General features: G+C 75.6%; 21 protein-coding genes and 1 pseudogene. All 22 read right to left on the bottom strand.

Going from position 1 to position 22247, the window contains the following annotated elements; all coding sequences use genetic code 11:
- Positions 1–5: 5 nt before the first annotated feature.
- Entirely contained in the window at positions 6–914 is a 909-nt protein-coding gene (gene cbiB / locus H030_RS0115225) for an adenosylcobinamide-phosphate synthase CbiB (protein WP_027006734.1), read from the bottom strand.
- Positions 898–1536: an adenosylcobinamide amidohydrolase gene (locus tag H030_RS0115220; RefSeq protein WP_051222798.1), complete on the bottom strand. Its 639-nt coding sequence runs from the start codon at positions 1534–1536 to the stop codon at positions 898–900. The genes cbiB and H030_RS0115220 overlap by 17 nt, the downstream gene beginning before the upstream one ends.
- On the bottom strand, positions 1529–2125 hold the full coding sequence (locus H030_RS0115215; protein ID WP_027006732.1) for a precorrin-8X methylmutase: 597 nt from the start codon (positions 2123–2125) through the stop codon (positions 1529–1531). Before H030_RS0115215 ends, H030_RS0115220 begins: the two co-directional genes overlap by 8 nt.
- On the bottom strand, positions 2110–2493 hold the full coding sequence (locus H030_RS0115210) for a cobalamin biosynthesis protein (RefSeq protein ID WP_027006731.1): 384 nt from the start codon (positions 2491–2493) through the stop codon (positions 2110–2112). The genes H030_RS0115215 and H030_RS0115210 overlap by 16 nt, the downstream gene beginning before the upstream one ends.
- Entirely contained in the window at positions 2490–3740 is a 1251-nt protein-coding gene (gene cbiE / locus H030_RS0115205) for a precorrin-6y C5,15-methyltransferase (decarboxylating) subunit CbiE (protein WP_419470650.1), read from the bottom strand. The genes H030_RS0115210 and cbiE overlap by 4 nt, the downstream gene beginning before the upstream one ends.
- Positions 3641–4444: a precorrin-4 C(11)-methyltransferase gene (cobM, locus tag H030_RS32490; protein WP_051222796.1), complete on the bottom strand. Its 804-nt coding sequence runs from the start codon at positions 4442–4444 to the stop codon at positions 3641–3643. Before cobM ends, cbiE begins: the two co-directional genes overlap by 100 nt.
- Positions 4441–5151, bottom strand: coding sequence for an energy-coupling factor ABC transporter permease (locus tag H030_RS32485; protein ID WP_051222794.1), 711 nt, complete (start codon positions 5149–5151; stop codon positions 4441–4443). Before H030_RS32485 ends, cobM begins: the two co-directional genes overlap by 4 nt.
- Positions 5138–5869 carry a uroporphyrinogen-III C-methyltransferase gene (cobA, locus tag H030_RS32480; protein ID WP_035127763.1) on the bottom strand — a complete coding sequence of 244 codons (732 nt, stop codon included), beginning with the start codon at positions 5867–5869 and terminating at the stop codon, positions 5138–5140. Before cobA ends, H030_RS32485 begins: the two co-directional genes overlap by 14 nt.
- Positions 5866–6642, bottom strand: coding sequence for a precorrin-3B C(17)-methyltransferase (locus H030_RS32475; protein ID WP_051222792.1), 777 nt, complete (start codon positions 6640–6642; stop codon positions 5866–5868). The genes cobA and H030_RS32475 overlap by 4 nt, the downstream gene beginning before the upstream one ends.
- Positions 6639–7358 (bottom strand): ATP-binding cassette domain-containing protein, encoded by a 720-nt coding sequence (locus H030_RS40685; protein ID WP_027006729.1) that lies wholly within the window; start codon positions 7356–7358, stop codon positions 6639–6641. The genes H030_RS32475 and H030_RS40685 overlap by 4 nt, the downstream gene beginning before the upstream one ends.
- Before the next feature lie 273 nt (positions 7359–7631).
- Positions 7632–8363 (bottom strand): annotated as a pseudogene (locus H030_RS40680) (sirohydrochlorin chelatase); the annotation flags it as partial.
- The gene (locus tag H030_RS0115175) at positions 8360–9106 is read right to left on the bottom strand and encodes an energy-coupling factor transporter transmembrane component T family protein (protein ID WP_027006728.1); all 747 of its coding nucleotides are present in this window, start codon (positions 9104–9106) and stop codon (positions 8360–8362) included. The gene H030_RS0115175 and the pseudogene H030_RS40680, both read right to left, overlap by 4 nt.
- Positions 9103–9834, bottom strand: coding sequence for a precorrin-2 C(20)-methyltransferase (gene cobI / locus H030_RS0115170; RefSeq protein ID WP_027006727.1), 732 nt, complete (start codon positions 9832–9834; stop codon positions 9103–9105). The genes H030_RS0115175 and cobI overlap by 4 nt, the downstream gene beginning before the upstream one ends.
- Complete coding sequence (locus H030_RS0115165) at positions 9831–11177, bottom strand: cobyrinate a,c-diamide synthase (protein ID WP_027006726.1); 1347 nt, start codon at positions 11175–11177, stop codon at positions 9831–9833. Before H030_RS0115165 ends, cobI begins: the two co-directional genes overlap by 4 nt.
- Positions 11174–12148, bottom strand: a complete 975-nt coding sequence (locus tag H030_RS0115160; protein ID WP_196809144.1) for a hypothetical protein — start codon at positions 12146–12148, stop codon at positions 11174–11176. The genes H030_RS0115165 and H030_RS0115160 overlap by 4 nt, the downstream gene beginning before the upstream one ends.
- Positions 12145–12729, bottom strand: coding sequence for a cob(I)yrinic acid a,c-diamide adenosyltransferase (cobO, locus tag H030_RS0115155; protein WP_051222790.1), 585 nt, complete (start codon positions 12727–12729; stop codon positions 12145–12147). Before cobO ends, H030_RS0115160 begins: the two co-directional genes overlap by 4 nt.
- Positions 12726–14642: a VWA domain-containing protein gene (locus tag H030_RS32470; RefSeq protein WP_051222788.1), complete on the bottom strand. Its 1917-nt coding sequence runs from the start codon at positions 14640–14642 to the stop codon at positions 12726–12728. The genes cobO and H030_RS32470 overlap by 4 nt, the downstream gene beginning before the upstream one ends.
- Positions 14639–15688: a nicotinate-nucleotide--dimethylbenzimidazole phosphoribosyltransferase gene (gene cobT, locus H030_RS0115145; protein WP_027006723.1), complete on the bottom strand. Its 1050-nt coding sequence runs from the start codon at positions 15686–15688 to the stop codon at positions 14639–14641. Before cobT ends, H030_RS32470 begins: the two co-directional genes overlap by 4 nt.
- On the bottom strand, positions 15685–19338 hold the full coding sequence (gene cobN, locus H030_RS0115140) for a cobaltochelatase subunit CobN (protein WP_035127760.1): 3654 nt from the start codon (positions 19336–19338) through the stop codon (positions 15685–15687). The genes cobT and cobN overlap by 4 nt, the downstream gene beginning before the upstream one ends.
- Positions 19323–20882: a cobyric acid synthase gene (locus H030_RS32465; RefSeq protein WP_035128388.1), complete on the bottom strand. Its 1560-nt coding sequence runs from the start codon at positions 20880–20882 to the stop codon at positions 19323–19325. The genes cobN and H030_RS32465 overlap by 16 nt, the downstream gene beginning before the upstream one ends.
- The gene (gene cobS / locus H030_RS0115130) at positions 20879–21613 is read right to left on the bottom strand and encodes an adenosylcobinamide-GDP ribazoletransferase (RefSeq protein ID WP_027006721.1); all 735 of its coding nucleotides are present in this window, start codon (positions 21611–21613) and stop codon (positions 20879–20881) included. Before cobS ends, H030_RS32465 begins: the two co-directional genes overlap by 4 nt.
- The gene (locus tag H030_RS32460; protein WP_051222786.1) at positions 21610–22236 is read right to left on the bottom strand and encodes a histidine phosphatase family protein; all 627 of its coding nucleotides are present in this window, start codon (positions 22234–22236) and stop codon (positions 21610–21612) included. The genes cobS and H030_RS32460 overlap by 4 nt, the downstream gene beginning before the upstream one ends.
- Between the last annotated feature and the right edge of the window lie 11 nt (positions 22237–22247).

Here is a 22247-nt window from a genome sequence, read left to right as displayed (position 1 = left end):
CAGGATCAGCGCCACGCCGCCACCCCCGCGGCCGCGGCCGCCAGGACCGCGCTCGTCGCCGCGCTCAGCCGGACCGCGCGGCGCAACGCGGCGGTGTCGGGCGCGGGGCCGTCGCCGAGGCGGCCACGGTCCTCGACGACGCCGTCGTAGTCGTTGATCCCACCGAGCGTGATGCCCAGCGCGCCGGCGAACGCCGCCTCGGCTCGGCCGGCGTTCGGGCTCGGGTGGTGCGCGCCGTCGCGGCGCCAGACGCGCGCCGCGCCGCGCGCGTCCTCCCCGCACAGCACGGCGGCCACGACCGTCGCCCCGGCGCACGCCCGCGCGGCGGGCCAGCCGAGGACGTCGTCCAGCCGCGCGGCCGCCCAGCCGAAGTTCATGTACTTCTCGTTGCGGTAGCCGACCATCGCGTCGAGCGTGTTCGCCGCCCGGTGCAGCACGACGCCGCCCGGCCCCGCGACCGCGCCCCAGAACAGCGTCCCGGCCTCGGCGTCCGCGGTGTTCTCGGCCAGCGACTCCAGCGCCGCGCGCGTCAGCTCTGCGCCGTCGAGCGTCTCGGTCCGCCGCGCGACCAGCGACCGCGCCAGCGCCCGCGCCGCCGGCAGATCGCCCGCGTCCACGAGGTCCGCCATCCGGGCCGCCGTCCGCCGCAGCGACCGGCCGCCGAGCGCCGCCCAGCCGCAGACCGCCAGCGCCGCCGCGCGCCGCCGCCCGACCCGGGCAGCCACCACGCTCGGCACGCCGACCAACACCATCACATGGACAACTCCCGCGCCCCGCGCATCCCGGTACGTGACGCGCTCCAACCGCGCCGCCGTCTGCCCGAAGCCCGCGACCGGATGCCACCGCGCCGGATCCCCGAACGCGGCGTCGAGCGCGACGGCGCCGAGCAGTCCCACGCTACGCGCCCCGCGCACGCCGCTCCTCGAACTCCAGCGCGCCCTCGAGCACCGCGCCGTGCACGCAGCGCGCGATCGCCCCGCCCGCGGGCGACATCGGCCCGGCGAACGGCTCGGACGCACCCGGCGCAGCGGCGACGCAGATCGAGTCGGTCGCCGTCCCCGTCGCGGGACCGTCGTGGTTCATCGCCGCGATGCCGGCGTCGGCCAGCGCCTGCGCCTTGGCCTCGGTCGCGGTCTGGACCGCGTAGACGAGCGCGCCGTCGGTCAGCGGCGCCTCGACCAACACCAACATGTTGATCGTCCCCACCGCCGGGATCTCGCGCAGCACCCGCCCCGCGGCGGCCAGCGGGACGCCGATCCCCACCGTCGCGACCACCCGCACAACGCCCGGCTCCTCGCGCCACACCGCGCGGTCGACGTGGGCGGCGGTCATCGCGCCGAGCGTCGCCTCCGCGTCGAGCCCGCGCGCGACCATCTCCTCTCGCAGGTGCGCGTCCGGGTCCATCCGCCCGTACCCGTGCGGAACCTGGAGGTTCAGCCACGCCCGCGCGTCGCCCAGCCCGCCGCCGACGACCGCGCTGCTCAGGCAGCGCCGGAGGCCGCCGAAGTCCACCACCAAGGCGCCGCCGTCAGTCATCGTCCGAGAAGTACAACAACGCGTTGACCGCCGCGACCGCCACCGCGCTGCCGCCCCGCTCGCCGCGGTTGGCGACGCACGGCAGCCCGGACGCCACCAGCGCCGCCTTCGCCTCCGCCGCGCCGACGAACCCGACCGGCAACCCCACCAACAACGCGGGCGACGGCGGCGGCTCCTCCAACAGCTGGAACAACGCGGTCGGCGCGTTGCCGACGACCCAGACCGCGTCGACCGGCGCCTCGGCCGCCGCGAGCCTCATCGCCGCCGCGCTGCGGGTCGTCCCCAGCTCCGCCGCGAGGTCCGGGACCCGCGGGTCGGCGAGCGGCACGATCACCTCGCGCGTCGTGATCCCCGCCGCGACCATCCGCGCGTCCGCGTAGATCGGCGCGCCGTCGCGCAGCGCCTCGCGCCCCGCCCGCAGCGCGTCCTCGTCGAGCACCAGCGAGTCGGCGAACGACAGGTCCGCCGACGCGTGGCAGACCCGCTCGGCCACCGCCCGCGACAGCGGCGGCAGCGGCGTGAAGTCGTGGCGCGAGCGCAGGATCCCCAGGCTCTCGACCTCGATCGGGTGGGCTACGCGACGGGCCATGCGTCCTCCGTTCCCGCGACCGCGCAGGTCGCGTGCGCCGAGCGGCGCTTCAAGATCATCAACTCGCTGCCGTCGCCCGCGGCCAGCAGCGCGGCGGCCTCGGCGACGCTCGGCGTCCCGACGTGCGCGGCGACCGTCGCCGACGGCGTCGGGACCGGGACCGCCGCCAGCGCCGCCGCGGGGAACGTGACGAACCGCCACCCGCGCGCCGCCGCGAGCGCGAGGATGGCCCCCTCGTCGGCCTTCACGTCGGCCGACGCAAGGACATCGACGTGCTCCACATGGGCCTCTGCGAGCGCGGCCGTCACCAAGTCCTCCAACTCGCCCAGCGGGCACCCGCGGCTCGCCCCGACGCCGACCGCGATCATCGCCGCCCGACCGCGATCGTGATGGGGTTGGTCGCCGCGAGCCGGTGCCCGCCCGCGAGCGGGCTCAGGCGCGAGGCGTGCAGCAGCGTCGCCTCGGCCTCGAAGCCGAGCGCCGCCAGGCGCTCCAGGACCGGACCGACGCGGTCGATCAGCGCGAGCGTCACGACGATCGCCCGCGTCGTGTCCCGCGCCGCGCAGGCCTCCAGGATCGCCTCGACGTCCCGGCCGCCACCGCCGACGAACACCGCGTCCGGGTCCGGCAGCGCGGCGAGCGCCATCGGCGCGACGCCCTCGACGACCGCGACCGGCACCCCGAACCGCGCCGCGTTGGCGCGGGTGCGCCCGACCGCGTCGGCGTCGTGGTCGATCGCGAAGACCGCCGCGCCCAACCGCGCGCATTCGACCGCCACCGACCCGCTCCCGCAGCCGACGTCCCAGATCAGCCGCCCCGTCGCCGGCCCGAGCGCGGCGAGCGCGACCGCCCGCACCTCGCGCTTCGTGATCATCCCGGAGCGATGGTCGAACGCGTCCTCGGGCAGCGCCCAGGCATCGACCGCCGCCGGTTCCTCCGCGTCGCCGAGCGACACCACCACATTGGGTTGGTCCCACTCGCGCGCCGCGATCTCGGACGCCGAGCCGGTCACCACCGTCTCCCCGTCGAGCCCCAGCCGCGCGCAGACCGCGAGCCGCCGCCCCTCCAGGCGCGCCGCGAACCACGCGGGCGTCGCATCGCCGTCGGTCAGGATCGCCACCTTCGGATGCCGCAGCGCGGTCGCCAGCGCCGGCCGCGGGTCGCGCGCGTGGGCGCTGACGACGAGCGCGTCGTCCCACGGCACACCCAGCCGCGCGAACGCCAGCGCGACCGACGACGGCGCCGGGTGCACCGCCAGCTCCTCCGGCCCCACGTGCCGCCGCAGCGCGCGGACGATCCCGAAGAACCCCGGGTCACCGCTCGCGAGCACGACGGCATCCACACCAACAAGCTCCTCCAGCGCCGCGTCCACCCCCGCGCCCAGGACCACCTGCCGCGCGCCCGCCGGCGCCAGCGCGCGCAGCACCGCCGCGCCGCCCGCCACGACGCGCGCGCCCGCCAGCACGTCCTCCGTCCCCGGCGGCACCCGCCCGCCGGCCACGCCCAGCACGGCGATCACGGCTTCGGCGCCTTGTCCCGGTAGCGGTCCGGGCGGCCGAGCCTCCGGTAGCGGTGCCCGTAGCCCGGGTCGTAGACGTGCGAGCGCCCCGCGCACGACGCGTCCCCCAGCGCGGGCCCGACCAACACCAGGGCCTGCGTCGTGATCCTGTTGGACTTGATCGACGTGGCCAAGTCCTTCAACTCGCACCGGACGACGAGCTCGTCCGGCCACGACGCGCGGTAGACCACCGCGCACGGCGTCTCCGCCGTGTAGCCGCCCTCCATGAGGTCGGCCTGCAGCTCGCGCGGGCGCCGCACGCTCAGGAACAACACCAACGTGGTCCCGTGCCGGGCGAGCTCCACCAGCTGCTCGTTGGCCGGCATCGACGTCCGCGTCGGGCGCCGCGTGTAGATCAGCGTCTGCGAGACGTCCGGGATCGTCAGCTCCTGCCCCAGCGCGACCGCCGCCGCGCTCACCGACGACACGCCCGGGACGATCTCGATCGCCAGGCCCAGCGCGCGGCACGCGGCGAGCTGCTCGTGCAGCGCCCCGTAGACCGTTGGGTCGCCCGAGTGCACCCGAGCGACCTCGAGCGAGTCGCGGCGCGCACGCGCGTAGATCTCCACGATCTCCTCGTGCGTGCGCTCGTCGGACGGCACCAGCTCGGCGCCCTCCTGCGCGTGCTCCAGGATCGCCGGATCGACCAGCGACCGCGCCCAGACCACGACGTCCGCGCGCCGCAGCGCCTCGACCGCCCGCAGCGTCAGCAGGTCCGGCGCGCCCGGCCCCGCGCCGACGAACGTGACGCGGCCGGTCATGCGGGCACCTCCTCACGGCGCGCAGGCTCGGCCGCGCGCGGCTCCTGCACCCAGCGGTGGCGCACCGGCTCCGCGATCCGGACGAGGTCCGGCCGCGCGCTGAGCAGCGCCCGGACGATCAGGCCGGTCAGGACGCCCTCGATCACCGCGATCACGCCGTAGGCGCCGAGCGTCGACCAGGCGATCTTCGACAGGTCGATCGCCACCGCGTGCCCGAGCCAGAACTCGCCGACGAACGTCAACGCCGACAGCTCGACGGCGATCGCCGCCGCGATCCCGCAGGCGATCGCCAGCCCGCGTGGCGTCCGGCCGAGCACGCGCCGCAGCGCGACCGTCAGCGGGTAGCCGGCGAACGCCGGGACCAAGGACAAGGTGATGATCGTCAGGCCGAGCGTGGAGATCCCGCCGTCGCCGAGCGCGAGCGCCTGGATCACCGCCACGACCGCGATCGTCACCGCGCCGAGCCACGGCCCGAGCAGGCAGACCGCGAGCGCGCCGCCGAGCAGGTGTCCCTCGGTGCCGACGGTGATCGGGAACATCGGCGCGTCGCCGACCAGGAAGAACGCCGCGGCGAGGCCGGCGATCGGCAGGTCGCGCTCACGTTCCTCGGCGCGCATGCGCCGCAGGCAGACCGCCAGGCCCGCGCCCGCGACCGCGGCGCCGGCGACGCACGCCTGGCCGGAGAGGAAGCCGTCAGGGATGTGCATGAACATGCTCCGTCTCGGTGAGGTTCAGGGCCGCGACCGCGCCGACGACGAACGTCACCGGCGGCGGTAGCGGCGCGGGCAGGTCGCCGAGCGTGCCGCGCAGGACCTGCTGCGCCGGGCGCGAGCCCGCGCTGATCGCGGCGACCGGGGTGTCGCCGGGCAGGCCGCCGGCGATGAGCTTCGCCGCGATCCGCCGGATCCGCCCGCGGCCGGTGAGGATCACGAGCGTCCCGCCGAGCTTGGCGAGCAGGTCCCAGTCCGGCGGCGTGCCGTGCTCGGGGTCGTCGTTGCCGTCCACGAACGTCGCTGTAACGGACAGCCGGCGCAGCATCAGCGGGATGCCCGCGGCCGCCGGCGCGCCGAGCGCGCTCGACACCCCCGGAACGACCTGTACATCAACGCCCGCTTGTTGGAGGACTTGCGCCTCCTCGCCACCACGCGAGGCGACGAACGGGTCGCCGGACTTCAGCCGCACGACGTCCCGGCCGCTCCGGCCGTAGTCCACCAACAACGCGTTGACGTCGTCCTGGGACAACGCGCGCTGCCCCGGCGCCAGCCCGACACAGACCCGCTCGGCGCAGGCCGGCGCCAGCGCGACGACGGCATCCGCCGACGGCCGGTCGTAGACCACCACCTCGGCCTCTTCCAACACGCGCCGAGCGGCGATCGTGAGCAGCTCCGGATCGCCCGGCCCCGCTCCGACGAAGGTGACGGTCATCGCGCAGCCTCGGCGGTGGGCGGAGTCGCCACGTCGGTGGCTCCGCCCGGCGCCGTCGTTCCGCGCAGGGCGACGAGCCACGGGCCGGTCTCGGCGGCGGTGTCGCCGGCGATGACGACGAGCGTGCGCATCGTGACGCGCTCGGGGTCGAGGGCCGCGAGCGTGGTGCGTTCGACGGACTCGCCCGGCCGCGTCACGTCGTGGCAGAGCGCGACCGGCGTCGTCGCGGGCCGGGCGGCGCGGAGGATCTCCAGCGCGCGGTCGAACTGCTCGGTCCGGCGCGTCGAGCGCGGGTTGTACAAGCACAACGCGAGACCGCTCGGCGCGAGCGCGGAGAGGCGCGCCTCGACGCCCTCCCACGACGTCGAGATGTCGCTCAACGACACCACGGCGAAGTCGTCGGTCAGCGGCGCGCCGAGAGCCGCCGCAGCGGCCTGCGCCGCGGTCACGCCCGGGACCACGACCACTTCCACATCGAGATCGGCGGCGCGCGCGAGCGTCCGGGCGGCCATGCCGTGCACGCCCGCGTCGCCGGACGACACCAAGGCAACGCGCTTGCCTTCCGCCGCCAGCGCCAGCGCCTCGTCGGCGCGGCGCTCCTCCTCGCCCATCACGCCGCGCACCACATCCCCTACAACAAGGTCCGCGACCATGTCGACGTACGGCCCGTAGCCCACGACGACCTCGGCCTCCGCGACCGCGCGCGCCGCCGCGAACGTGCGGTGCTCCGCCCCGCCCGGCCCGATGCCGACGATCCACAGCGTCCCGGTCATGCGGCGAGCGGGTTGAAGCCCGCGGGCAGTTCGAGCCGGTGCGCGCGCATGAAGCCCTCGTCGGCGAGGATCTCGCGCGTCGGCCCATCCGCGACAACTTGACCCTGGTCGAGCACGATCGCCCGCGGGCACAGCTCCAGCGCGTAGGGCAGGTCGTGCGTGACCAACAACACCGTCAACGACAAGGACACCAACACGTCGGCCAGCTCACGCCGCGCCGCCGGGTCCAGGTGCGACGACGGCTCGTCCAACACCAACACCTCGGGATGCATCGCCAGGACGCCCGCCACCGCGGCCCGGCGCCGCTGCCCGGCCGACAGCGCGTGCGGCGCGCGGTCGGCGAGGTCGGTCATGTCCACCGCGGCCAGTGCTTCGTCGACACGCTCGCGCAGGTCCGCGCCCTCCAGCCCCAGGTTCGCCGGGCCGAACGCGACGTCGGCGCGCACGGTCGGCAGAAACAGCTGGTCGTCGGGATCCTGGAAGACGAGCCCGACCTGGCGCCGGATCGCCCGGCGCGTCCTGGTGCTCAGGACCGTGTCGCCGATCGTGACGGTCCCGGTCGCGCCCTCCAGCATCCCGTTGAGCTGCAGCGCCAGCGTCGTCTTGCCCGCGCCGTTGGGCCCCAGGATCGCGACGCGCTCGCCGTTGTTGATGGTCAACGACACGCCGTCGAGCACGCGCGTGCCGTCCGGGTAGGCGTAGGACAGGTCGGTCAGCGTCACCGCCGCGCGCCCCTCGGACGGCGCGTACTGCGCCGGGTGCAGCGCGCGCCGGCGCGGCGGTGCCACGGCCGGCGCGGGCTGCGGGGCGCGCGTGGCGCGCCGCCGCCCGCGGCGCCCGGTCGCGGGCGCGTCGCCGTGCGGCGTCAGCGAGATCGGCATCCCGACCTTGTCCTCGTAGCCGGGCAGCCGCACGCGGTAGGTGCAGAGGTCGCAGTTCATCCGCACGTCGCCCTGCAGCGCCTCGCGGTAGCGCTCCAGCACGAGCTTCGCCAGGCGCCGGTCCGGGCCGAGATGCGCGGCGGCGCGGACATCCACATCATCATGCTCCGCCGCCCAGGTTGAAGCACTTGCGTACAGGCGCGGGACCAACACCCCCGTGAACAGCAGGAACGGCGCGACGACGATCGTCCTCGCGCCCAGCCGCCGCAGCCGCTCCAGCGCGGCGGGCAGGTCGGGCTGCGCGACGCCTGCGAACGCCGGCTCGACCATCCCGAGCCCGCGCCCGTCGGCCAGCAGCCGCGCGACCTTGTAGAGGTCGCCGCACGCGTCGGGGTCGCTCGACCCGCGGCCGACGAGCGCGACGCCCGTCGTCTCCGGGTCGTGGTCCGGCGGCAGCGCCGCGCGGATCCGGTCCTCGGCGACGGCCAGCACCGCGGGGTCGATCCCGAGGTCGCGGCCCATCGCGAACTGCACGCCGGGATGCTTCGCGCGGGCGCGGGTCAGGGTCGCCGGCCCGTCGTTCTTGAGGTGCCCGGCGGCGAGCAGGACGAGCGGGACCGACACGACGCGCGCCGGCTCGGCGTTGACCACCAACGTGTCGACGGCCTCGTCGACCAGCGGCTCGGCCAGCTCGATGAACCCGGTCTCGATCGGCAGGTCCGGGCCCGCGGCGTCGCGCACCAGCGCGGCGAGCTCGTGGAACTCGGCGAGCCCGTCGGCGTCGCGCGTGCCGTGCCCGACGACCAGCAGCGCGGGCGGCGCGGAGACCACGGCCCTCATGCGATCCCTCCGCGGGTCAGGACCGTCGCGACCAGCGCGGGGACGACCGCGGCCCCCGCGAGCGTGGCGGCGAGCACCCGCGGCGACGCCTCCGCCGCGCCGAGCGCGACCGCCGGGAGCCTGCCGTCGTAGCCGCGCGCGAGCATCGCGGAGTGGACCCGCTCGCCGCGGTCGATGCAGCGGATCGCCAGCGTGCCGGTCGACTGCGCGACCGCGCGGACCTGCCAGAACCAGCGCGCGTCGTCGCCGCGCGCCTGGCGGGCGGTGTTCACGCGCCGCAGCTCGTCCAGCACCACCATCAAGTAGCGGACGGCCAGCGCGCCGATCGCGGTGAACGCCGCCGGGACGCGCAGGCGCTCCAACCCCATGATGATCTCCGGCGCCGGAGTCGTCGCGCTCAGGATGCCGGTCGCCAGGACCACCAGCGTCGCCTTGCCCACGATCGCGCCCGCCAGCGCCAGCCCCTCGGCGCCCGCGACGAGCGGCAGCAGCACGACGAAGGCCAGGAACGGGATCTCGACGACCAACCGCACCAACAAGCTCCGGACCGGGACGCGCCCCCACGCCGCGAAGACCGCCACGATCAGCGCATCGACCGCGAACGGCCACCACGCGCCATGCGGCACGAACGCGACGCTCAGCGCGAACGCGACCAACGCCACCACCTTGACCTCCGGCGCCGCGTCATGCAACGCGGTCCGGACCTCGGCGACGACCGGCTCGCCATGCGCAGCACCGCTCATGCGATCCGCCCTCCTCGGGGCGCGCCGTCGCGCATGGGCGTGACCAACACGGTGGAGAAGTACGACGCGGGACCGTCGATCGCAGCTGCGGCGGCGACGACCTCGCCGTCCTGGCCGAGGTGCGTGCCGACCGACGCCTCGTCCTCGCGGCCGGCCTCGCGCACGACCTCCAGAAGGCGCGGGAGCTGGCGGCCGCCCTTGTAGATCACGACGGTCTCGAAGCCCTCCAGCGCCGAGCGCACGCGCGCCTCGCCCGCGGTCCAGGGCACCAAAGCGACGCCGTCGGTGCCCTCGGCGAGCATCGCGCCGGTCCGGGCCGCCAGGTCCTGCATGGCGGTGATGCCCGGGACCGTCCGGACCTCGACGTCGGCCACCAGCCCGCGCACCGTGTGCACGATGTAGGCGAACGTCGAGTACAGCGACGGGTCGCCGAGCGTGGCGAAGACCGCGGTCCCGCCCTCGCGGACGACGTCGGCGATCGCCGCGCCCGCGGCGTCCCACTTCGCGTCGCGGCCACCGGCGTCGGTCATCGCGAAGCCGAGCCGCACGACGCGCTCCGGCGCGACGTGCTCGGCCACGACGACCTCCGCGCGCCCCGGACCGCCGGCGCTCGCCACGGTCGCCGGCACGAAGACGCGATCGGCGCCACGCAGCTCGCGCACCGCCTTGAGCGTCAGGTGCTCCGGATCGCCCGGACCGACGCCTACACCTACGAGCGCCCCGCTCACGCCGCCGCCTCCACCAGGCGCCGCGCGACCGCAGGCGTGCTCGCCCAGTGCGTGTGCAGGTAGGAGGCGTGGACGTTGCCGACCACATGGCCTTCGTCGCGCGTCGTGCCGCGCGCGCTCAGCGACCACGCGGGCGCCGCGCCCGCGACCGGGTCGACCGAGCTGTAGTGGAACTCGTGACCGCGCGTCTCGGCCCCGGCGGGCCAGGCCGGATGGTCGCTCGCGGCCCGCGCGATCCGGTAGCCGAGCGTCAGCCGCCTGCCCATCGCGGCGCGGCCCGGGACGACGCCGCACATCGGGCGCCCGTCCAGCTCGTCCGACAGGTACAACAACCCACCGCACTCGGCCAGGACCGGCCGGCCGCTGCGCGCGAACGCGGCGACGTCGGCGCGCAACGGGGCGTTGCCGGACAGCTCGGCGCCGAAGACCTCCGGGAAGCCGCCGGCCAGCAGCAGCGCGCCGCAGTCCTCCGGCAGCGCGGTGTCGGCGATCGGGTCGAAGGGCACCAACTCGGCCCCGGCGGCGCGCAGCAGCTCGTGGTTCTCCTCGTAGACGAACGAGAACGCGGGGCCGGAGGCGACCGCGATACGCGCCGCGCGCAGCGTCGCGCCGTCCGCGGGCTCCGGCGACCACGCCTCCCCGCCCAGCGGCGGCGCGCTGCGCGCCAAGGCGAGCAAGGCCTCCATGTCGACGCTGCCCGCGACGACCTCCGCCAGCCGGTCGAGCGTCGCGGTCGCGTGCGCTTCGCGCTCGTCGGACGGCACCAGCCCGAGGTGGCGCTCGGGCACGCTCAGCTCCGGATCGCGACGCAGGACGCCCAGCACCGGGACGCCCGTCGCGGCGATCGCCTCGCGCAGCAGCTCCTCGTGCCAGTCCGACGCCACGCGGTTCAGCACGACGCCACCGACCTGCAGCTTCGGGTCGAACGTCGCGAAGCCGTGGACGATCGCGGCGACCGAGCGCGCCATCGCGCCCGAGTCGACCACCAGCACAACGGGCGCGCCGAGCAGCTTGGCGACCTGCGCGGTCGAGGCCAGCTCGCCCCCGCCGGACGCGCCGTCGAACAGCCCCATCACGCCTTCGACCACGACGACGTCTGCATCCCGCGCGCCGTGCCGAACCAAGGGCACCATCAACTCCGGGCCGCTCAGGAACGCGTCGAGGTTCCGTCCCGGCCGGTCGCAGGCGAGGCGGTGGTACGACGGGTCGATGAAGTCCGGGCCGACCTTGAACGGCGCGACGCGGTGCCCGGCGCGCGACAGCGCGGCCATCAACCCGGAGGCGATCGTGGTCTTGCCCGCGCCGGAGTGCGTCCCGGCGATCACGATGCGCGCGGGCGTCATCGCAGCGCTCCCAGCAGCGCGAACGGCCCGTCCCACACGGCCGAGCGCTCGGCGAGCCGCTCGTGCAGCCGCACCGCGCCCGCGGGCGCGACGGCCGGCGCCGCGAGCACCGCCGGGACCGGATCGGCGTGGTGGCGCCCGGTCTCGACGCACGTCGCGTGGTCGGAGGTGACGGCGATCGCGCCGCCGACGTCGGCGGCGGCGCGCGCCAGCGGCCGGATCACGTCGGCGTCGGCGGCCTCGAGCATCGCGCGCTTGCCGACCTTGTCGCGGTGGTGGGCGGCCTCGTCGGCGCCACCGACATGCAGCACGACGGCGTCCGCCCCGTCGCGCAGCGCGGCGAGCGCCGCGCGCGTCTTGGCCCACAGGTCGCTGCCGACGTCGCCGGTCGCGCCCGCGGGCGTGACGACCTGCGCGCCGAGCAGCCGCCCGCAGCCCGCGGCGGCGCCGGGCGCGGCGACGACGACCGTGCGCCGGTCGAGGACCGGCGCGAGCGCCTCGCCGTCGTCCCACACGACGACCACGAGCGAGGCGACCACCTCAACTTCCGGACGCTCCGCGCCGACGGCCAGGAACCGGTGGCCCTTGAGATGGCGTACATCATGGTCCGGCAGCGCGGCCGCGAGGTCGCGCGCGACGAGCATCGCCTCCGCGGTCACCGCGCGGCGGCCGTCGTGGTGGTGGACGTCGACGCGCCAGACGCCGGCGCCCTCCGGCACCGTCACGTCGGCCGCGGCGGCCTCGATCGGCCCGCGGCCGGGCGCGCTCGCCAGCCGCGCGCCGAGCAGCGTCGGGATCCCGACCTCGGACCCCGGCGGCAGGCCGGGCGGCGTCGTGGCGACGCGTGCGACCGCGCCGCGGTCGCACAGCGCGTCCAGCGCCGGCATCTGCGCGGCCTCGAGCGTGGACGGCCACGGCCAGATCGGCTCGGCCGCGCCGTCGAGGACGACCAGGATGCGCGGCGCCGTCACCACTCGATCCCCTGCTGGGCGCGGATCCCGGCGTCCATCGGGTGCTTGACCTTGACGACCTCGGAGACGAGGTCGGCCACGTCGACCAGCGCCTGCGGCGCGTCGCGGCCGGTGACGACGACATGTTGGAAGCCGGGTCGTGAACGCAGCGTCTCAACCACATCATCTTCCTCGATCCACCCGTACTTGATCGGGTAGGTCAGCTCGTCGAGCAGCAGGAACTCGTAGCGCTCCTGCGCGATGCAGAGCTTCACGTGCTCCCACCCGACGCGCGCCTTGTCGGCCGACTCCTCCAGGTCGCGGCTGATCCACGACCAGCCGTCGCCCATCTTCTCCCAGTCGATCCCGCCGAGCGCGGCGGCGGCCTTGGCCTCGCCGACCTTCCACTTGCCGGACTTCACGAACTGGAAGACGCCGCAGCGGTAGCCGCGCGCCCAGGAGCGCAGCAGCATGCCGAACGCGGCGCTGGACTTGCCCTTGCCGTGGCCGGTGTTGACGATCAACAACGGCTTGTCGCGCGGCCTGCGGCGGATCGGATCGGCGGAGCCCTGGTCGTCAGGGGTGTGTGTGGTGTCGGTCATGCGGCGATGGCGCGGACGCGGGTCGCGAGGTCGCTTCCCTGTGCGCGGGGGTCGAGGGGCAAGATGGTGGACTTGGGTGCGGCCGCGGCGGCGATGCGGCGCGCGCCGCCGAGGCGGACGTGGCCCTGCTCGCCGTCCACGACGAGCAGATGGACGTCCTGCCTGGCCAGGAGCGCGGCGGCCTGCGCCGGGTCCTCGCCGGCGTTGGAGCGCCCGTCGGAGACGAGCACGACGACCGCGGCGCGGCCGGGCTCGCGCAGGCGCTCGCGGCGGACGACGTCGGCGGCCAGGCGCAGGCCCGCGGCGATCGGCGTGCGGCCGCCGGTCGGGAGCGCCCTGAGCGCGGCGGCGGCATGGTCGATCGCGCCCGTGGGCGCCAGCGGGAGCTGCGCGCCGGTGCCCCGGAACGTGACGAGCGCGACGCGGTCCCGGCGCTGGTAGGCGTCGCCGAGCAGCGCGAGCGCGGTGCCCTTGACCAACGCCATGCGCTTGCGCGCGCCCATCGAGCCGGACGCGTCCACGCACAGCACGACGAGCGCGCCCTGCCGGCCTTCGCGGCGGGCGGAGCGAAGATGATGGGGTTGCACCGCGGCACCCCGCGCCGCGACGAGCGTCGGCAGGATCGCGATGTCGTCGTCGCCCGCGCGCGCGTCGACCACGACGCCCGTCCCCTGCGCCCGCGCCCGCCGCCCCGCCGTCGCCGCACGCCGCCGCGCATCGAGCCTGATCGGCGGCGCCGGCACACCGGCCTCGGGCTCCGCAGGCGCCGGTTCGCCCCCGAACCTCCGGTCCAAGTCGTCTGACCCCCGATATGTGAGGGCAGGACGACTTGCATCCGCGTCGCCCGCGTCGCCGCCGCCGCTCGGGCCGCCGCCACTCGGCCCGTCGCTCGGCGGCTGCGGACCCTCGTCGGCGTCCTGGTCGGCGAGCGCGTCCGACACCGTCTGGGGCGAGGGCGGCGGGGCGAGCGGGTCGCGGCGGAGGCGGTGGGTCAGCGCGAGGGCCGCCGCGCGCTCGACATGGTGGTCTTGGACCTCGTCCGCGCCGTCGAGGGCGGCCAGCGCCAGCGCGGCGCGGGTGCAGGCGAGGTCGGCGCGGAGGCCGTCCACGTTGAGGCGGGCGCAGAGCGTCGTGATCCGGACCAGCTGGCGGTCGGGCAGCGCGACGCCCGGAAGCGCGTCGCGGGCCGCGGTCAGGCGGCGGGCCAGCGCGGCCTCCTCGCCCGCGTGCTCGGCGACGAACGCGGCCGGGTCGGCGTCGAAGCGCAGGCGGCGGCGGACGACCTCGGTCCGCTGTGCAGGCTCACCCGGCGCGTGGACCTCGATGCCCAGGCCGAAGCGGTCGAGCAGCTGCGGGCGCAGCTCGCCCTCCTCCGGGTTCATCGTCCCGACGAGCAGGAAGCGGGCGGCGTGGCGGACGCTCTGGCCGTCGCGCTCGACGACGTTGACGCCAGACGCCGCGACGTCCAGCAGCACGTCGACCGCCGCGTCGGGCAGCAGGTTGACCTCGTCGGCGTACAGGACCCCGCGGTGCGCGGCGGCGAGCAGCCCCGGCTCGAAGACCGCCTCGCCCGCGGCCAGCGCACGGCGCACGTCAAGAGCACCAACAACGCGCTCCAGCGTGGCGCCCAGCGGCAGCTCGACCATCGGCGCGCTCCGACGAGCAACACCATCATGTCGCTCGCCGCACGGGCACGGCTCGCCCGGCGCGACACCGTACGGGCAACCAAGCGCTACATCCTGCTCGGGCAGCAGCGCGGCGAGCGCCCGCACCGCGGTCGTCTTCGCCGTCCCCCGCTCCCCGCGCACGAGCACGCCACCGAGCGCCGGATCGACCGCGCACAGCAACAGCGCCGTGACGAGGTCGTCCTGCGCGAGGATCGCGGTCAGCGGGAAGCGGGGCGCGTCGGTCATCCGCTGACGCCCACCTCGGCGAAGGTCGCCATGCCGTCGTGGAGCGCGCAGGCGGCGTTGACCACCAACAGCGCGGTCGCCGCGCCGGAGCCCTCGCCGAGGCGCAGGTCGAGCTCGACCAGCGGGCGCAGGCCGATGTGGTTCAGCAGGTGCTCGTGGGCGGGCTCGACCGAGCGGTGGCCGGCCAGGAGGCGGCCCTTCAGCTCAGGCGCCAGCTCGGCGGCGATCGCGATCGCCGCGGTGGCGATGACGCCGTCGCAGATCAGCCCGAGGCCGTGCTCGCCCGCGCCGAGCGCCAGCCCGCACAGCACGGCCAGCTCGCCGCCGCCGAGGCGCCGCAGGATCTCCAGCGGGTCGCCGCCCGCCGCCTCGACGTGCAGCGCCAGCGCACGCTCGATGACCGCGCGCTTGCGCTGCAGCCCGTCGTCGTCCACGCCCGTGCCCCGGCCGACGACCTGCTCGGCCGACAACCCGCACAACGCCGCGGTCAGGCACGCGGCGGGCGTCGTGTTGCCGATGCCCATCTCGCCGGCGATCAGGAGGTCGACGCCGTCGGCGGCGGCGCTCGCCGCCAGCGCGCGGCCCGCGCGGATCGCGGAGCGCACCTCGTCCTCGGCCAGCGCGGGCTCGACCGCGAGGTTCTTCGACGGTGCCGGCAGCCCGACATCGACGCCCGCGACGCTCTCCGGCGGCGCGATCACGCCCGCGTCGACCAGCACGACGTCAGCACCGGCATGGGCCGCCAGGACCGTGATCGCCGCCCACCCCGCACCGAACGCGCCGAGCATCTGCCCGGTCACCTCCTGCGGGAACGCGCTGACGCCCTCCTCCATCACGCCGTGGTCGGCGGCGGCGACGACCACGCGCGTCTTCGGGATCGGCCCGCGCGCACGCCCGGTCACGCCCGCGACCCAGACCGCGACCTCCTCGAGCCGCCCGAGCGAGCCCGGCGGCTTCAGCAGCTGCGCCTGGCGCTCCAGCGCCGCGGCCCGCGCCGCCTCGTCGACCGGCCTGATCTCCGGAACCAACCCCATCAGCTTGCTCATGCCTGCGCGCCCTCTCCAGCCTCTTCGAGTTGTTCTTCAACATCCAGCACCGCGCCGCGGAGCGCGTCCAGCGTCCCCGCCTCCGGCTCCGCCCAGAGGCCGCGGTCGGCGGCCTCCAGCAGCCGCTCGGCCATCGCGTGCAGCGCCCACGGGTTCGACTTCCTCAAGAACTCGCCGACGTCCGGGTCGCGGACGTACTTGTCGCTGATCGCCTCGTACATCCAGTCGTCGACGACGCCGGTCGTGGCGTCGTAGCCGAACAGGTAGTCGACGGTCGCGGCCAGCTCGAACGCGCCCTTGTAGCCGTGGCGGACCATCGCGCCGATCCAGCGCGGGTTCGTCACGCGGGCGCGGAACACGCGCCGCGCCTCCTCGGCCAGCGACAGCGCGCGGACATGCGCCGGGTCGGCGCTGTCGCCGACCCACGCCTTCGGGCCACGGCCGGACAGCGCCCGCACCGCCGCGACCATCCCGCCGTGGTACTGGAAGTAGCCGTCGGAGTCGAACAGGTCGTGCTCGCGGTTGTCGATGTTCTTGACCGCGACCTCGATCCGCGCGAAGCAGTCGCGGACCGCGCCGCGCGCCTCGACCCCGTCCAGGCCCGCGCCGTACGCGTGCCCGCCCCACGCCTCGTAGACCGCGGCGAGGTCCGCGTCGTCGCGCCAGTTGCGCGCGTCGATCAGCTCCAGCAGCCCGGCGCCGTACGAGCCCGGCCGGGACCCGAAGACGCGCGCGGTCGAGCGCCGCCAGGCGCCGCGCTCGCCCAGCTCCTCGGCCAGGCGCTCGGCGTCGGCGCGCGCGTGCTTGCGGACGTAGTTGTCGTCGTCGCTCTCGTCGAGCGCGGCGACCGTCGTCACCGCGTCGTCGATCAGGGACACCAGGTGCGGGAACGCGTCCCGGAAGAAGCCGGAGATCCGGACGACCACGTCGATCCGCGGGCGCCCCAGCTCCTCCAAGGACACCACCTCGATGCCGGTGACCCGCCGCGTGTCCGGGTTCCAGACCGGCCGGACGCCGAGCAGGTGCAGGATCTCGGCGACGTCGTCGCCGTGCGTGCGCATCGCGGCCGTGCCCCAGACGACGATCCCGACGGTCTCGGGATGGCGGCCGTCTTCTTCTCCATGTCGCTCGAGCAGCGCGTCGCCGAGGCGCACGCCGACGTCCCACGACAGCTCGCTCGGCAGCGCCTTCGGGTCGACGCCGTAGAAGTTGCGCCCGGTCGGCAGGACGTCGACCCGCCCGCGCGTCGGCGAGCCCGACGGGCCGGCATCGACGAAGCCGCCGCTCAAGGCCTTCAACACGGCGTCGATCTCACCGCCGCTCGCCCGCAGGCGCGGGACGAGGTCGCCGGCCGCGAAGCGCAGCGCCGCCAGGACGTCCGGCGCGTCGGTGTCGAGGACGTTGGACGCGACCTCGGCGACCGCGGCGACGTCCCACTCGCGCGCCGAGAGCGCGTCGAGCACCATGTCCTGCGCGGCGTCCAGCCGATCCAGCACGACGCGGTCGCCGGCCTCGATCAACGCAAGCTCATCGAGATCCCGCGACCGCCCGATCGCCCGCCGCAGCGCGGGGACGTCCCTGTTGGGCAGCCGCATGATCGCCGCGACGAGGTTGCGCAGCGCCTCGCCCTCGGGCGCAAGGCCCAGCACATGGAGGCCGTCGCGGACCTGGAGGTCCTTGACCTCGCAGAGGTACGTGTCGAGGTGCTCGATGACCGTGCCGATCGCGTCATCGTCCTCGGGCGCGCCCGCGTCGTCCAACCCAAGGTCCTTGTGAAGGTTCGCGGCCAGTAGCGCCTCCCAGATCCGCGTGCCGAGCGCCGGGAGCTTCGACGGGTCCAGCGCCTCCATCCGCGCGTACTCGTCCAGCAGGTCCTCGAGCGCGGCCAGCTCGTCGTGCGTCCCGGCCCGCGCCATCGGCGGGATCAGGTGGTCGACGATCGTCGCGTGCATGCGCCGCTTGGCCTGGACGCCCTCGCCCGGGTCGTTGACGACGAACGGGTAGACGACCGGCAGCGTGCCGAGCGCGGCGTCGGGCGCGCAGGCGTCGCTCAACCCCACCGACTTGCCCGGCAGCCACTCCAGCGTGCCGTGCTTGCCGAGGTGCACGAGCGCGTCGGCGCCCCAGACGCGGTCCAGCCACCAGTACGACGCGAGGTAGTGGTGCGACGGCGCCAGCTCGGGGTCGTGGTAGATCGCGCTCGGGTCCTCGCCGTAGCCGCGCGGCGGCTGGATCGCGACGAACACGCCGCCGAGGTCGATGCCCGCGAGCACGAGGTCGTCGCCGTCGCGCCACTGCGTGCCGGGCGGCGGGCCCCACGTGTCGATCATGGAGGACTTGAGGTCCTCGGGCAGCTCCTCGAACCACTCCAGGTACTGCGCGACCGGCAGGCGCGCGACGGCGGCGGCGAGCTGCGCGTCGGTCAGGTGGTCCGGGTCGTAGCCGCCCGCGGCGATCAGCCCGTGGATCAGCGCGTCGCCGTCCTCGGCAATCGCATTGACTTGGTACCCGACGTCGCGCATCGCCTCCAGCAGCGCGACGCCCGAGGCCGGCGTGTCGAGCCCGACCGCGTTGCCGATCCGCCCGTGCTTGGTCGGGAAGGCGGAGAGCATCACCACCACCTTGCGCTCGGCCGGCGGCAGGTCGCGCAGGCGCGCGATCCGGACCGTGAGCCCCGCGACCGCCGCGCAGCGCTCGGCGTCCGGCACGTAGGACGCGACGCCCTCGAAGTCCGGGTGCGGTTCCTTGAACGACACGACGCCGCCGAGCAGGCGGCCGTCGAACTCCGGGATCGCGACCTGCATCGCGACGTCCATCGGGCTCAGGCCCGCGGGCGACTCGGCCCACGCGGCGCGCGAGCGCGTGACGCAGACCGCCTGGATCACCGGGACGCCGAGCGCGGCCAGCGCGTCGGCGCGCCAGGCGCCCTCGTCGGCGGCGGTCGAGCCGCCGGAGGCGAGCACGGTGACGATCAAGGCATCCACGTTGTCTTGGAGCTCTTCCAGCACGTGGATCCTGCCGTCGGCGTCGGGCCGCAGCGACTGCGCCCAGACGCACGTCGGCGTGCCGCCCGCCGCGACGACCGCGCGCGCCAGCTCGTCGACGAACGCGGTGTTCCCGGCCGCGAGGTGCGAGCGGTAGAAGACGATGCCGACGCGCGGCCCGCCCGCGCCGGCGGGAGCCTCGACGCCCTGCGGCTCGTAGCCGCCGTGCTCCTCCAACGCGACCGGGTCGTCGAAGCCGTGGCCCTCCAGCAGGAACGTGTCGGCAAGGAAGCGGAGCAGGTTGGTGGCGTTGGTCACGCCGCCGTGGCGGAGGTACTCGAAGGTCTGCGCGAGCGCGCCCGCGGGCGCGTGCGACAGCTCGGCCAGCTCGGCGTCGGGCTGCGGCTCGCCGCCGAGCAGGATCAGCGCGAAGCCGCCGTCCTCCGCGGCCGACCGGGCGCGCAGCGTCTCCACCCCGTCCTCCCACGAGCGGCGGCCGCCGAGCAGGCGGACGACCACGACGCGCGCGCCGTCGAGCAGCGCGTCTAGGTCGTCGATCGCGGCCGGGTTGGCGACGCGCACCTCCGGGAAGCCGTCGGGCAGGTCGGCGCGCGCGCGGGTGATCGCGAGGAGGTCGGTGTCGGCGTGGCTCAGGACGCGGAGCATGCGGTGGTCCTCCGGTGGAGGTCGAGGGTCGGAAGGCCTTCGGGAACGCCGCCGGCCAGCAGCGCGTCGAGCGCGTCGCGGTCGACGTGCTCGTCGATGAGGTCGCCGAGAACGTCGAGGCGGCGCTCGCGGACGGCGGCGAACGGGACGTCGCCCGGCAGCCAGTCCCGGCCGCGGGCGTCGGCGACCCAGCGCAGGAGCGCGCGGCGGACCGCGTCGCCCTCGAGCAGGCCGTGCCAGGAGGTCCCGGCGACCGCGCCGGTGAGCCAGCCCTCGGGCTCGCCGGACGCGGTCGTGATCAGCGGCTCTCCGGCTACGGATCCGGCGGCGACGGGCTGAGGATCGCCGTGCCGGATCTCGTAGCCGGAGACGGCCGCGCCGCCGAGCGGGGCCGCGGCCCCGGTCCCGCTCTGGCGGCGCAGCAGCTTGTTGGGGTGGAACGTCGTGGCGATGGGGAGCAACCCAAGGCCATCGACAACGCCCGCGCGCGACTCGACGTCGTCGCTGATGCGTTCCCCCAGGAGTTGGTAGCCGCCGCAGACGCCGAGGATCGGCGCGCCCGCGCGTGCGCGGCGGAGCAGCGCGCGGTCGAGGCCGTCGGCGCGCAGCTGCTGCAGGTCGGCGACGGTCGCCTTCGACCCCGGGATGACCACGAGGTCGGCGCGCTCGACGTCGACCGCGGAGCGCGTGAAGCGCACGCCGACGCCGGGCTCGGCGGCGAGCGCGTCCACGTCGGTGAAGTTCGAGATGTGGCGCAGGCGCACGACGGCGACGTCGAGCGTGTCGGCCCCGACCGGCGGCGCCGGAGCGAGTTGGGGTGCTTGGAGCGCCAGCGAGTCCTCGGCGTCGAGCCACAGGCCCTCGCGCCACGGCAGCGTGCCGAGCGAGCAGCGGCCGGTGAGGTCGTGGAGCATGTCGAGGCCGGGCGCCAGGACCGTCGCGTCGCCGCGGAACTTGTTGATGAGGAACGCCGCGATGTGACGCTGGTCGGCGGCGTCGAGGACCGCGAGCGTGCCGACGAGCTGGGCGAAGACGCCGCCGCGGTCGATGTCGCCGACGAGCAGGACCGGGAGGTCGGCGGCGCGCGCGAGGCCCATGTTGGCGAGGTCGCGGCTGCGGAGGTTGATCTCGGCGGGCGAGCCGGCGCCCTCGCAGATGACCGCGTCGAAGCGTTCGCGCAGACCCGAGAGCGCGTCGAGCACCGGCTGCTCCAGCGACGCCTTCAGCTCCTGGTAGGAGCGCGCGGTCGCGTTGGCGTAGGGCCTGCCCATCAGCAGGACCTGCGACGACGTCTCCCCCGCGGGCTTGATCAACACGGGGTTCATCGCGGCCTCGGGCTCGATCCCGCAGGCGGCGGCCTGCATCGCCTGCGCACGCCCGATCTCGGCACCGGACGCCGTGACCGCCGAGTTGTTGGCCATGTTCTGGGCCTTGAACGGCGCGACCCGCACGCCGCGCCGCGCGAGCGAGCGGCAGATGCCGGCGGTGACCAGCGACTTGCCGGCGTCCGACGCCGTGCCGCAGACGAGCAGCGCCCCGCTCACGACCACGCCCCCGAGAGCGCGATCAACACGACCACCTCGACGAGCTTGCCGGTGGCGCCGAGCGTGTCGCCCGTCCGGCCGCCGAACGCGCGCCGCTGGATGCCGAGCGCGGCGACCAGCGCGACCGCGGCCGCGAGCAGCGCGACGGGCGTCCCCGCGACGACGAGCGTGGCCGCTCCGAGCAGCGCCGCCACTCCGGCCGCCGTCGCCGAGACGGCGAGCCCGCGCCCCAGCCCCGTCGCGCTCGCGGGCGGCAGCAGCGCGGCGGCCAGGACCATCGCGGCACGCGACGCGACATGCGCGGCGACCAGCGCGCGAGCAGCGTGAGTGGCATCGAGCGACGCCAGCGCGAGCGCCGCGAGCAGCACCGCGACCGCCATCGCCAGCGCGCCGTGCGCGCCGACCGCCGAGTCCTTCATCGCCGCCAGCCGCCGCTCCCGCGTCCCGTGGACGCCGAGCCCGTCGGCCGTGTCGGCCAGCCCGTCCTCGTGCAGCCCGCGCGTGAAGGCGATCGCCACCGCGATCGCCACGGCGCCGGAGACCGCCGGCGACAACCCCGCCGCATCGCCCAGCGCCACCGTGCCAGCAGCAACACCACCAACAACGGCGCCGACCACCGGGAACCACACCGCGGCGCGCGCGAGCCACGCCCCATCGGCGATCTCGACCCGCCCCGTCGGGACGACCGTCAGGAACGACACCGCAAGCCGCGGTCCGGCGAGCGCGGTCATCCCTGCACCTCGGCCGGTGCCGGGCGGGCGGTCGGGCGCGGGTCGCGGAAGAGCGCGGGCTCCCAGTTGATGCGGGCGACGCGCCAGCGGGTGCCGCGGCGGCGGAGCTCGGTGACGGAGGTGGGCGCGATGTCGATCGTCCAGAACGCCTCTTCGGGGACCTCCAGGCCGCAGACGACCGCGGCGCGGATCACCGACGGGTGCGTGACGACGATCCGGACGCCCTCGCCGTCCAGCGCCTCCAGCCACGAGCGGACGCGAGCAAGGACATCAACAAGCGACTCGCCCCCGTGCGGCGCGTGGCCGGGCTGCATCCGCCAGGCGACGACGCCCTCGGCATCGCGGGCCTCGACCTCGGCCAGCGACAGCCCCCGCCAGCTCCCGAAGTCCCAGTCGCCGACCGCCGGATCGACGGCCGCGCCGTCGAGCAACCCCAAGGCCTCGGTGGTCTCCTCACAGCACGCGGCGCCGGACCGCGCGACCGCGCGGGCACGCGGTAGGTGCGCGGCCAGGTCGGCGACCCGGCGCGCGGCGCCGTCGAGCAGCGGACCATCGCCGCCGAAGACCGCACGGCGCGTGTCGGGCGTCGCCGCGTGGCAGATGAAGAGGACCCGGAGGCTCACGCCAACGGGCG

This window comes from Conexibacter woesei Iso977N (genome assembly GCF_000424625.1).
GTDB classification, from domain to species: domain Bacteria; phylum Actinomycetota; class Thermoleophilia; order Solirubrobacterales; family Solirubrobacteraceae; genus Baekduia; species Baekduia woesei_A.
The sequence above is the reverse complement of the archived record's forward strand: the minus strand, read 5'-3'. Positions and strand labels throughout refer to the sequence as shown.